Here is a 12,297-nt window from a genome sequence, read left to right as displayed (position 1 = left end):
GTGGCCGAGATGCTTGCTGTTGTCCGGAGCCCCCGGTCGGGGCCGCAAAATCGATCGCCCATCACGCGGCCGAGGACTTCAGTCGCAGCCGTCGCCAGGTGATGACGGCGAGCACCAGGGTGATCAGCAACAGCACACCGACGTCCAACGCCCAGATGCTCGCCGTGTGCTGCCACAGAGTGTCGGGCTGTGCGTTGAGGAACACCTCGCGAATGTTCACCGTCGACGCTCCGGCCGCATACCCCCAGCGCGCCGGGAACAGCCAGGACACCTGCTCGAGCACGACGCGACCGGTGACTGGAATCAACCCGCCCGCCATCACCAGCTGCACCATGATGGCGACCACCAGCAGCGGCATCACCTGCTCGTTCGACTTCGCCAGCGACGAAAGCAGCAGGCCGACAACGACACAGCACACCGCGGTCAACGCGATGTCGATGTACAGCTCGGCGCTGCCGGAGGCCAGCACCGCACCCTCGCCCGGCCGCTTCTTGCCCGCGAGCACGATGCCGACCAGCACCGCCGACTGCAGCAGCGCGGTGATACTGAACACCGCGATCTTCGCCGACAGGTACGCCGACGGCAGCAACCCGACCGCGCGTTCCCGCTGGAAGATGGTGCGCTCGCCGACCAGGTCACGCACGGTGAGCGTGGACCCCATGAAGCAGGCGCCGAGAATGAGCACCACCAGCAGCTGCTGGGTCTCGCCGCCGCCGGTCGGCACGAAGGTGCCGTCCGGCAACGCCTTCAACGCCCCGCGCTGGAAACCGTCCTTGCCCGGCACCACCAGCGAGAGCGCGCCGAGGATGAACGGCAGGATCACCAGGAACGACAGATAGCCGCGGTCGGCCAGGATCAGCCGGATCTGCCTGCGGCACAGCGTCGAGAACTGTTTGCCGCCACTGGATTGCGGCGGCGAGCCCGCGGACCCGTATTGCTGCGGCGGCGGGGGTGGCGGTGGCGCGAACGCCTGCCTGGATCGATACGCGGCGAACGCCTGATCCGGATTGGCGGCCACGTTGGCGAAGATCTCCGCCCAGTCGGTGGTGCCGAGCGCGGCACCGACGCCTGCCGGGTTGCCGCAGTAGGCGGTCTTGCCGCCCGGCGCGAGCAGCAGCACCTGGTCGCACATGTCCAGGTGCGCGATGGAGTGCGTCACCACGATCACCACGCGGCCCGCGTCGGCGAGCTCGCGCAGCATCACCATCACCTGCCGATCCAGCGCCGGATCCAGGCCCGAGGTCGGCTCGTCCAGGATCAGCAGCGACGGTCCGGTGAGCAGTTCCAGCGCGACCGACGCGCGCTTGCGCTGGCCGCCGGAGAGCCGGTCCACCCTGGTATCGGCGTGCTCGGTGAGCGAAAGTTCTTTCAGCACACCGTCGATCACCTGCTGCCGGTCGGCCCGGCTGTTGTCCGGCGGCAGCCGCAGCTCGGCCGCGTAGCCGAGCGCCTGGCGCACGGTGAGCTGACGGTGCAGCACATCGTCCTGCGGCACCATGCCGATCCGGGAGCGCAAGGCCTCGTATTCGGCGTGCAGGTTGCGGCCCTCGAAGGTGACCACACCGCCGGAGGGCTGCGTGGTGCCCGCGATCAACCTGGACAGCGTCGACTTGCCCGCGCCGGACGGACCGATCAGCGCGGTCAGCGTGCCCCGGCTGGCCTGCATATTGACGTCGACCAGCAGCTGCTTGTTGCCCTCGACGGTGAATCCGACCCCGTGCACCGCGAGCCCCTGCTCGGCCACCGGCTTCTGCCGCAGGACCAGCGTGCCCTGCTGGACGACGAAGTCGATATTGCCGATGGTGATGATGTCGCGCTCGCGCAGCACCGCCCGCTGTTGCCGGTGGCCGTTGACGAAGGTGCCGTTGGCGGAGCCGAGGTCCTCGATGGTCAGCCCGTCGGCGGCCGCGACGAGACGCGCGTGCTTGCGCGAGGCCAGCGGATCGTTGACGACGATCTGGTTGTCGGTGGTGCGGCCGATCGACAGTCCCCCGGCCGGCAGCCGATCCGCCCTGGCGACCGCCGCGGTCGACGCCCGCGCGCGCACCGGCGGCATGTTCGAGGTGTCGGCCCGGGTCGTCATATTGATATTGACCTGCGGCGGCGCATCCTGCGGCGGTTGATAAGCCGGCCGCTGGAACTGCTGGGCGGGCCGCTGGCCCGACATCGGCTGACCCGGCATCAGCTGACCGGGTATCGGCTGGCCGGGTATCGGCTGCTGACCCGACTGCGGCGGCCGCACCGAAGGGCGCTGCGGGGGTTGCGGATTAGCGGGTAGCAGATGTAGCAGCGGTCCACTGATCGCGTCGCCGAGCCGCACCTGCGTCGGCCGATCGATCGAGACCGCCTGGGTCAGCCGGCGCGCGTCGACGAACACGCCATTGGTACTTCCATTGTCCGACAACACCCAGGCGCTACCCTGCCATGCGAGCGTCGCGTGCACCCGCGAAACGAGCGGGCTGTCGACGAACAGCGTCACCTCCGGCGCACGACCCATGGTGACCTGCTGGCTCGAATCGAAGACTCGTTCGTTTCCATCATGGCGCACGGTGATGGTCTGCGCCCCCGGTGAAGACATGCAGCGGATACTATTCCATCACCCGGACATCGGCGGTGCCCCCGACGCGCCTCATACCCCGATCCGGCGACCGATGTGAACGCGATACCGGCCGATTAGGGGGATCCTTGCCGAAAGTCCGTGCGACGGCGACCATTACCGCCGCGCTGATCGTCGTGCTGCTGGTCGCGGGCTGTACCCGGCTCATCGATGGCCGCGCCGTCTCGATCTACGACGACCCGTTCAAAGTGGCAGGACTGCCAACCACCAGCGGTCCCAGCGGCCCCCGGGACGGTGTCGAGGACAGCACGCTGAAGGCGACCAACGGGGACGGTAGCGCCGAGGACACCTTGGCCCTCAACGCAGTCGAGGACATCCAGACCTACTGGCGCAGCGAGTTCGGCAAGGAGTTCCAGAACGCCGATTTCCAGCCGGTCGAGAAGCTCATCTCCTGGAGCGCGAAGGCGCCGCGCAGTGATTCCGTCGAGTTCTGCAAGGAGACCACCTTTCATCTGGTGAACGCCGCGTACTGCCGCTTGGACAACTCCATCGGCTGGGACCGCTCGGTGCTGCTGCCCGCCATGACGGAGACCTTCGGCAAGATGGCCGTGGTCATGGTGCTCGCGCACGAGTACGGGCACGCGGTGCAGACGATGGCCAAGCTGGTCGGCGCCAAGGATCCGGTGATCGTCAAGGAGCAGCAGGCGGACTGCTTCGCCGGTGCGTTCATGCGCTCGGTCGCGGAGGGCAAGTCCAAGCACTTCACCATCAATACCTCCGACGGTCTCAACTCGGTGCTCGCCGCCACCGTGGCCATCCGCGACTCCGACCCCGACGATCCGGAGAGCGTGCACGGCTCGGCCTTCGAGCGCGTCACCGCTGTGCAGGTCGGTTTCACCGACGGCCCGAAGGGCTGCAAGCGCATCGACATGGACGAGATCACTCAGCGGCGGGGCAATCTGCCGAAGGACTTCAAGGACGACACCGGCCGCGGCGAATACGAGATCAACAAGGAAACCCTGATCGAGCTCAGCAAGGCCCTCGCCGCGCTGCTGCCGACCAAGCCGTCACCGACCTATGACTACTCCGGCGCCAAGATCACCTGCCGCAACGGGGTGCCCACCGAACCGGTCAGCTACTGCCCCGAGAAGAACACCATCGGCACCGACATCCCCGCCCTCGCCCAGCGCGGCACCTCCAACTGGGATGTGGACGACCCGCTGCCGCTCAAGGTGACCGGCGACTACAACGGCTACATCGTCTTCATCTCCCGCTACACCCTTGCGGTGCAGCAGAACCAGGGCCTGCAGCTCGTCGGCGCCAAGACCGGCCTGCGCGCGGCCTGCCTGTCCGGCGTGATCACCGGCAAGCTCGCCCAGCCGGGCCGAACGTCCGGCCAAGGCGACATCAGCTTGGCCGCAGGCGATCTCGACGAAGCCGTCTCCGGCCTGCTCACCGACGGACTGGCGGCCAGTGACACCGAGGGCAATACCGTGCGCAGCGGTTTCGCCCGGGTGGATGCCTTCCGCGCCGGTGTGATCAACGGCGAAAAGACCTGCATGTCAAGGTATTCCTGACCTGAAGATCGGCGCGTCATCCGCCGAACGGTGGCGGGGCCATCGGCTCGAACCGCAGCACCCGATTGCCGAGCATGACCTCGGCGCCCGGGACCAGCACCATGGATTGGTTGGGGGCCAGGCGAATCCAGTCGCGGTAGCCGGGCAGGCGAGTGCGGGTGCCGTTGGTCGAGCCGCGATCCACCACGGTCACATCCCAATTCATGAGGTGGATCTCGGCGTGCGCGCGGGACATGCCGCCCGAGGAATCCTCCACCCGCCACGGGACCAGGCCGCGTTGCGCGGCATCGGAATGCTCTGGGTCGCGGCCGATTACCGCATCCGCGGCGAGCACGAAGGTGATGCCGTCGTCGAGGATCAACATGCCGAGCGGCGGCCGGACCACCTCGATCAGCGGCTGCGTCTGGTCCACCGGCATGCCGCACACCGTGCAGAACGCCGCGCGTGGATCGCTGGGATGTGCTCTGGCGCACTTGAACCCCATCACCTTGACGGTGAGCGCGGTGGACTTCGCGGTCGCTTCCAATCGACGCTGCAGGTCCGGGTCGGGCGGCGGGGCCGGCGTGGTGCCGCGCAGCTGGGTCGGCGCGTGCTGCGCTTCCGGTGCGCCGCCGGTCCGGTGCGCGGCGGTCGCCGCCTGACTTCCGGTGGGCGGCTCCGCTTCTCGCTGCTGCTCCGGTGGCGGTTCGTGGTCGATGCGCGCGGTCGGCAGCGGCGCCTCCTCGTCGCGCCGGTGCGCTCCTTCGCGTACTGCACCGGACCGGGCCCGCGCTCCGTCGGACCAGATGATCGCGCCACCCGCCTGCGCGATGCCCTCGACCAGCCAGCCGATGCCGCGCTCCGCGGGCAACTCGGGGATGCGCCCCTTCGCGTCGTCGACGAACAGCGCGACGGCCCGGGCAGGCACGCCGGCCACCCGATCGACGGTGAACGCCGCGTCACTGCCCCGGTACCGCTCGACCGCGCCGGCCCCGGCCAGCACCGCCGTCACCGCACCGTGCAGGAAGATCGCCACTCCACCGTTTTCGGCGGTGGATAGAATCCCGAAATCGATCGGCTCCCCCGGGCTGATCTGCTCGGCATGCTTCATCAACCAGCGTGTGGCCTCCCGCGCCACCAAGGCCCCCGGTCCGTTCGGCTCGTGCTCGGTGGCCGTACGAACCAATTCGGCCAGCGATTCCAGGGCTAGCGCGGCCGGCGAATCCTGGGTCGGCCTGCCCTGTCCGCGATGCGCGACCACCACCACCGACCCCGCGACGCGCGCCACCGCGTGACTACCGACAACGACCTCGACCTGCCGGTCCATCAAAGGAATCGGCCTCGGCGAAGCGGGCGCTGCGGGGTCTTTTGCACACGACCCAGGGTATTGCAATCCCACAACTATCGGGCCCCCTGTCCGGCGTCCGTCCGGTAACTTCAGTGGCAGCACGTGGAGGAAACGAGGGGCCGGTCATGGTTCGCACATCACGTATCGCGCTGGTCGCATCGTGTCTCACAGTGGCTGGTCTGCTGACCGGATGCGGCGGTGTGCCAGGCACCGCCACCGCAGGTGAGATCGACGTACGCCAGCTGGAAGTCGGTACCTACGCGGTCGACCGCCACCGGTACGACCAGGACGCGGGCGACAAAGCCGCGCTGGTCGAGGGCATGCGAATGTCCGACGCGGTGATCCCGACCGTGCAGATCGATCCGTCGCTGAAGGTCGGCCGGGGCAGCGCCGTGGTCGCCGACGCCGAGCAGGCGCTCGATTTCGTCGCCAAGCCCTCCAAGCCGGTCTTCGACGACCGCAAGCTGATCACCGGCTACGCCGCCAGCGGCGCCGATCGCCCCGACCCCGAGGGGCAGACCAATCCGGCCCCCGAGGCCACCGCGGTCACCATCGCGTTGTTCCGCTTTCCGGACCAGGCGACCGCGAAACTCGCCGCCCGCGAGCTCGAGGACGTCGACATCGCGATCTCACCGGAGAACCGCAAACTGCCCTCCACCGCCTACCCGGACGCCTACATCCATTGGCGCCCCGGCGTTCCCACCGTCGGCACCTTCATGGCCCACAAGGAATTCGTCATCTCCTTGTTCATCCAGCGCCCGCGCCCCGACAGCACCGATCTGGTGGAGTGGGTCGACAAATCCCTCGCCGCCGAGGTGGCTCAGCTGGACAAGTTCCAGGCCACGCCGCAGGAGAAGATCAAGGATCTGCCGGTCGACCCCGAGGGGCTGCTCGCCCGCGTCGCCGTCAGCGACCGCAAGAACCGCACCCCCGACACCGCCACCTTCGCCATTTTCGGCCCGCACCACATGGTGCACCGCGCCGACGACGAATCCGCACACCTGCGCCTGATCCAAGAGGCGGGGGTGGACCGTCAGGCCATCGCCGACGACAGCTACATCGCGCGTACCAGAGATAGCGCCGCCGCCCAGGAACTGGCCGCCGGATTGATGGAAAGCGAAGGCGCACACTACGACACGCTGGGGGCACCGAAGGACGTGCCCGGCGCGAAATGCCTGCAGCTCAACAGCAAAGGCAATCCGGAACGCGAATACAAGTTCCGGTGCTACGTCTCGTACAAACGTTATGTGGGTGTCGTCACCAGCGACAAAGAACCGGATGTCCGGCAGAAGGTGGCGGCCGAATACGCGCTGCTGGCGAACAGTCTGTGAGGCGGTGCAGCAACATTATGGTCAGGTGCTGCGGCACGCGGTGACGTAGGATTCCGCGGGAACCACAGTCGTCAGGGGAGGGACCTTGCAGCCGCACGCGAAGACGATGCCGCGCCGAACGACGTATGCCCTGGTCGCGACGGCAGCACTGGTGGTCGTCAGCGGTGGCTGCGGGTCCGACGAGCAGCGTGCGAACAACCCGCCGCCGGCCATCGATCTCAGCAGGCTCGATGTGGGAAATTACGAGACGAAGCCGCGTCAATTAGGCACCGTGAAAAGTCTCGACCAGGCTCGAATTATCGAAGCGGAACGGCTCGGCAATTTCGTCCCCGCGGCCCTGGACATCGATCCCCGCTTCGTGCACGGCAATCCGTTCATGGCCACGGTGTTCGTCGATCCGGAAGCCGCCCTCGGCAAGGTGATGGCGGTGGACCGGTTCGCCGAGGCCGCGCCGGATTTCGTCGCAGGGTTTCAGAGCTTCGGCCGTACCGAGGCCGAGAACCGAGGCATTGATCTGATGAACGCGGTCATGGTCTTCCCCGACGAACAGAAGGCCAAGGACGCGGCCGCGGCGCTGGAGCGGGTCGATTACGAGGCAGGCGAGCGCAACACTGCCGTGCCGATCCCGAAATACCCGGCGGCACACGCCCATTGGCAACCGAACCAGCAGTCGATCGGATCCTGGTATGCCACCGGCAAATTCGTCGTCTACACGTGGGTTTACGACTATCTGAAGATCTATATCGAGAAGGTCGACCTACCCGCCCTGATCGCGCTGGTGGAGAAGAGCCTCGACGCCGTGGTTCCGTCCATCACCGAGTTCACGCCGACACCGCCCGACCAGCTGATGAACCTGCAGATCGACCTGGACGGCATGCTGAACCGCACCATCGCACGCCCCAGGGAAGACTCGTGGCTCAATCCGCCCGGTGCTTACCACGGCCGCACCGCCATCCATTTCGCCAATAACGCGGCCGAGGTGCTGCGTGACATCGAGAAAGCGGGCGTCGACCGTTTCGCGGCGAATGGGATCGACCTCTATCGGGCCCGTGATGCCGCCGCGGCCACGACCTTGCAGCAAGACCTCGGCGGACTCACGAAGCGATTCAAGACGGCCGACTCCCCCGCCAACCTGCCCGTCGCCGAATGCAAGGAGTACATCGGGCGCGGCAACCTGGCGATCCGCTTCTACTGCTCGGTGTCCTACGACCGCTACGCGGCGTTCTCCGCGTCGCACCAGTTATTGGACGCTCAACAGCGGATCGCCGCCGAATATACAGTGCTGGTGAATGCCCGATGAGGCGCGCGTTCCTGATCCCCTTCGCCGCCTTGCTCGCGGCGGGCCTCACGGCCTGCGGATCCACCATGCCCGGGACCGTCGAACCCGCCGAGATCGACATTCGCACACTCGATACCGGGTCCTACCCGACCGAGCCGCTCAATGCGCACGACGACGATTACCAACCGGATTTCATCACCATGCCGCACATCGCGGCGATGCGGTTGTCGGACTACGTGGTGCCCGCCTACGAAATAGACCCGAAACTGAAATACGGCCAGCTGCCGTTCGAGATCACCCGCGGCTCGCTACCGTCCGAACTCGGTATCGAACCCGACCTGAAACCGATCGCCGCGCGGCACAAACTGCTGTTCGGCTTCCGGACAACCGGTTTCGATCAGAAGACGTCGATCATTCCGTCCGGGTGGCCGGCCAAGACCCGGCAGAACACCACGACGATTTCGACGATGGTCATGCAGTTTCCCGACGTCGAGCGGGCAACGGCGGCAGCATCCGAGTTCCATGACGCCGACTTCGCCGCCAACCGGGACAACCAGCGGGTACCACTGCCGAAGTATCCGGCCGCCCGGGCACAGTGGCGTCCGGATGCGCCGTTCCTGCGCAGCGCCCTGGCCCACGGCCCTTATGTCGTCGCACTGCTCGTCTCTTCCAACGGCCCGGACCTGCCCGCACTGACGGCGCTCGCCGAAAAGACCTACGACGTCCAGCTTCCGGTGCTGGACCAGCTGAAGCCGCTCACCGAAGAAGAGACCTATCAGCTGCCGTGGGACCCGGATCATCTGCTGAGCCGCGCATTGAATCCGAGCAAATTCGAACGACCGGCTATCGGCACGCAAGCGCTCTACAATTTGCGCGGCATCGTCCAGTACGCCGATGATTTGAGCGTCGCGAAACAGCGCTTCAGCGCGATGAACGCCGACCGCTTCGCCGTATCCGACGGAACAATCGTGGCCCGCACCCCCGACGCGGCGGCGGCGAAGAAGATTGTCGCCGAAAGGCTTACCCCCGCTCCCGTCGCACAGGATGCCGCCGCACCACCGAATGTGCCGGATTCGGCCTGTGTCGAGCACAGACAGGAAGCCTTCAACTTCGAGATGAAGCGATTCACCTGCGTCGTCGCTTACCGCCAATACGCGGGATTCGTGACCGGTAACCAGTTGCTCGACGTCCACCAACGCGCCGCCGCGCAGTACGCAATCTTCGCCAACAGCCGGTAATGCGACGCGGCCATCCCATCCCGAGCGGTCCAGTATGCTGCCGCGTGGGGAGCACCGACTCAGGAGATTGTGGATCATGGCGATAAGCCCCGGCACCATCGTGGGCGGGTACCGCGTCCAGGGCGTGCTCGGTGCGGGCGGCATGGGCACCGTTTACCTGGCCAAACATCCCAGCCTGCCGCGAATGGACGCGCTGAAGGTGCTCAGCGGCGAACTCAGCAACGACCACGAGTTCCGCACCCGCTTCGAGCGCGAAGCCAATCTCGCCGCCGGACTCGACCATCCGAACATCGTGTCGGTCTACAACCGTGGCGAAGAAGACGGCCGGCTGTGGATCGCCATGCAGTACGTCGACGGCACCGACGCCTCCGCGGAGCTGACCCGCGACCGGCATTCGATGAATCCGCTACGCGCACTACGCATTACCACCGAGGTGGGCAAAGGTCTCGACTACGCGCACCGAAAAGGCTTGCTGCACCGCGACGTCAAGCCCGCCAACTTCCTGCTCTCCTCCAGCGAGGGCGACGAAGAACGCGTCCTGCTCACCGATTTCGGCGTCGCCAAATCCAACGACGACACCACCGAACTCACCCAGACCGGCAGCTTCGTCGCCACCATTGCCTACGCCCCACCCGAACAGCTGGTCGGCGGACGCCTGGACCATCGCGCCGATATCTACAGCCTCGCCTGCGCCTTCTTCAAGCTGCTCACCGGCCGAAATCCTTACCCGGCAACGCAACCCGCGCTGGTCATGATGGGTCACCTGCACGAGCCACCACCGCTGGCCACCGCCGTCGACCCCGGTCTACCGCCCGCCATCGACCACGTCTTCGCCAAGGCGCTGGCGAAAGACCCCAATGGCCGGTACAACACCTGCCGCGAATTCACCGACGCGGCGGCGAGCGCGCTCACTCCCGGGTACAACCCCGCCCCCACGAACACCTCGCCGACCTATCCCATCCAGGTCTTCGATCCGCGACCGAATACCGATCCGCGCGTAGCGGTTTCGTCGCCACACGCAGTGGTGACCGCTCCGCCCAGTTCTCGTAAACGGTGGTTCGTCGGAGCAGGTGTCGGTGCCGTCGTCGTCGCCCTGGCCGTAGGCATCGGGATCTGGACGCTGGGCGGGAACGACGCCGCCAATACCAGTGCCGCAACCGGCACAGTGGCGGCCGGTTCCACCGTTGCGGTGAGTTCGTTGCCGTCGATCGAACAGGCTCGGGCTACCAATCCGGCATTCCGCGGCAAGACCATCACCGTGGTTGATGTGCCACGGAGCAAACAGGTTTCGATTTTCCTGGGTGGTTCGGCGCAGACGAAGTTCCTCGAAGACTTGGGTTTCGTCTACAACCCGAACTATCCGAAACAGGGTGATGAGCCGTTGCGCTTGCTGCCCAACGCCGAGTCGCTCGAGGTCAACGCGGACAGCTTCGTGCTAGCGGTGCGGACCGACGAAGACGCTGGCAGCGGCGGGCTGCGCGGATTGCCCTATCAAGTCGCGGGTACTCGGGCCACGGTCATTCCGCTGGACGATGCCGAAGCTGTAGCGGCGTTCCGCAATTGGGGTGCCGGCTCGGAGAAGGTGTTGCTCGACAAGCTGGTTCCGCTGTTGCAGAAGCGGGTCAAGTAGGTCCGACCAGCCTCGGCGATGTCGCGGACCATGCGGTCCGGGTGCTATGTTGCCGACTGCGATACGTCGTCGCCGCAGGCTTGACCAGCGCGCGAACGTATTCCGGGGGGATCGCTGTTCGTCGGATGCCCTCCTTTGCCGGTCGATGGAGGGAACGATGCGGAGACCACTCAGAACGCTGGCAGCCGGACTCATCGTCCTATCGGTGGGTACAGCTGGGTGCGGGTCGGATTCACCGCCGCCGCCCGTCGTTGATGTCAGCCAGCTCGATGTGGGTAGCTATGCGACCGCACCGCGCGAGATCGGCAAACCCGGATTCGACCGCGCGAGATTGAGTGAAGGTCAACGCCTCGCCAGCTTTGTCCCGTTGCCGATGGACATCGACCCGCGATTCACCGTCCAGTCCGGCTCCGGCACCAACGTCACCCTGGGATTCATCGAAACCGTCTATGCCCTCGAACTTTCCGCCGATCCTTTCCGGGCGATCACACCAGGTTTCATAGCGGGCTTCTACAGCCTCGGATATTCCGAGAGCGATATATTGATCGCCACTTCACTCACGAATACCGTGCTGTTGTTCTCCGATCAGCAGGCCGCCACACTGGCCGCACCGGCTCTCGCACAGGCAGTCGCCGAGAAGAAGGGACTGAGCGCACCCGTCGCCATCGGCAACCGTCCGGATGCATTCGCGTTCTGGAAACCGGGGACTCAGGAGCTTTACGCGTTCCAGGCGAGCGGGCAGTACGTCATCTACACCACGATCAGAGATCGAGCCAAGATCCTGCTCGAGACCACCGATCTACCCGCCATGGTCGCGCTCACCGAGAAGAGCTTCGATACGGTGGGTACCCGGCTTCGCGAGTTCCGCCCGACGCCACCGGACAAGCTGACAGATGTCCCTCTCGACCGCGACGGCATGCTCGGGCGTTCATTGACTCGACCGAGAGAAGACGATTGGAGCAATCCTCCCGGCCTCTACGACCGCACCGGTGCGCTCCATATGAGCGATGATCCGCTGAGCGATAAGAAGCTCTTCGAGGAAGCCGGGGTCGACTGGATAGCGAACTCCGCCGGAAACGTCTACCGGGCCGAGGATTCAGCAGGCGCGCAACTCATTCGGGACCGGCACAGTGAATTGAGCAAACTATATCGCCGGATCGACCCGCCGAAGAATCTGCCCGACGCACGCTGCCGTGAGTTCCGGGCGAAGAATTCGCTCGTCCTCAGATTCCATTGCGTGGTGTCCTACGACCGCTATACCGCAGAGGTGCGGTCGGGCCAGCTGATCGATGTACAGCAACGGATCTCGGCGCAGTACGCGATTCTCACGAAAGCGAAATGAGCCGCATGATCAACCC

Annotated in this window: 8 protein-coding genes; 6 read left to right on the top strand and 2 right to left on the bottom strand. The window is 66.0% G+C overall.

All coding sequences use genetic code 11. The features are described from left to right. Positions 1-61: 61 nt before the first annotated feature. Positions 62-2,578 carry an FHA domain-containing protein gene (locus IBX18_RS14090; RefSeq protein WP_194834115.1) on the bottom strand — a complete coding sequence of 839 codons (2,517 nt, stop codon included), beginning with the start codon at positions 2,576-2,578 and terminating at the stop codon, positions 62-64. Between the two features lie 107 nt (positions 2,579-2,685). On the opposite strand from IBX18_RS14090, the gene IBX18_RS14085 reads away from it, so the two are divergent. Beyond that, entirely contained in the window at positions 2,686-4,134 is a 1,449-nt protein-coding gene (locus IBX18_RS14085; RefSeq protein ID WP_194834114.1) for a metallopeptidase, read from the top strand. Between the two features lie 16 nt (positions 4,135-4,150). On the opposite strand, the gene IBX18_RS14080 is transcribed toward IBX18_RS14085, so the two are convergent. Next, a complete protein-coding gene (locus IBX18_RS14080) occupies positions 4,151-5,440 on the bottom strand; it encodes an FHA domain-containing protein (protein WP_194834113.1) in 1,290 nt (429 codons plus the stop codon). A 146-nt stretch (positions 5,441-5,586) separates the two neighbouring features. Here IBX18_RS14080 and IBX18_RS14075 point away from each other — a divergent pair, with 146 nt between their 5' ends. The 5 genes from IBX18_RS14075 (at position 5,587) to IBX18_RS14055 (ending at position 12,281) form a co-directional block, all read left to right on the top strand. Further along, the gene (locus IBX18_RS14075) at positions 5,587-6,792 is read left to right on the top strand and encodes a hypothetical protein (RefSeq protein WP_194834112.1); all 1,206 of its coding nucleotides are present in this window, start codon (positions 5,587-5,589) and stop codon (positions 6,790-6,792) included. 106 nt (positions 6,793-6,898) lie between these two features. After that, on the top strand, positions 6,899-8,092 hold the full coding sequence (locus tag IBX18_RS14070; RefSeq protein WP_228540933.1) for a hypothetical protein: 1,194 nt from the start codon (positions 6,899-6,901) through the stop codon (positions 8,090-8,092). After that, positions 8,089-9,309 carry a hypothetical protein gene (locus IBX18_RS14065; RefSeq protein ID WP_194834110.1) on the top strand — a complete coding sequence of 407 codons (1,221 nt, stop codon included), beginning with the start codon at positions 8,089-8,091 and terminating at the stop codon, positions 9,307-9,309. The genes IBX18_RS14070 and IBX18_RS14065 overlap by 4 nt, the downstream gene beginning before the upstream one ends. A 76-nt stretch (positions 9,310-9,385) precedes the next feature. Further along, on the top strand, positions 9,386-10,939 hold the full coding sequence (locus IBX18_RS14060; RefSeq protein ID WP_194834109.1) for a serine/threonine-protein kinase: 1,554 nt from the start codon (positions 9,386-9,388) through the stop codon (positions 10,937-10,939). Positions 10,940-11,144: 205 nt separating this feature from the next. Continuing rightward, positions 11,145-12,281 (top strand): hypothetical protein, encoded by a 1,137-nt coding sequence (locus IBX18_RS14055; protein ID WP_194834108.1) that lies wholly within the window; start codon positions 11,145-11,147, stop codon positions 12,279-12,281. The last annotated feature ends 16 nt before the right edge of the window (positions 12,282-12,297 follow it).

It is taken from the genome of Nocardia sp. XZ_19_369, assembly GCF_015355715.1.
Lineage (GTDB): Bacteria > Actinomycetota > Actinomycetes > Mycobacteriales > Mycobacteriaceae > Nocardia.
This window is presented reverse-complemented; position numbering and strand designations above follow the sequence as displayed.

Bases quoted from the DNA above. Each gene is read 5' to 3' on its own strand.
- IBX18_RS14090 (WP_194834115.1), bottom strand. From the start codon at position 2,578: ATGTCTTCACCGGGGGCGCAGACCATCACCGTGCGCCATGATGGAAAC.
- IBX18_RS14080 (WP_194834113.1), bottom strand. From the start codon at position 5,440: ATGGACCGGCAGGTCGAGGTCGTTGTCGGTAGTCACGCGGTGGCGCGC.
- IBX18_RS14075 (WP_194834112.1), top strand. From the start codon at position 5,587: ATGGTTCGCACATCACGTATCGCGCTGGTCGCATCGTGTCTCACAGTG.
- IBX18_RS14070 (WP_228540933.1), top strand. From the start codon at position 6,899: ATGCCGCGCCGAACGACGTATGCCCTGGTCGCGACGGCAGCACTGGTG.
- IBX18_RS14065 (WP_194834110.1), top strand. From the start codon at position 8,089: ATGAGGCGCGCGTTCCTGATCCCCTTCGCCGCCTTGCTCGCGGCGGGC.
- IBX18_RS14060 (WP_194834109.1), top strand. From the start codon at position 9,386: ATGGCGATAAGCCCCGGCACCATCGTGGGCGGGTACCGCGTCCAGGGC.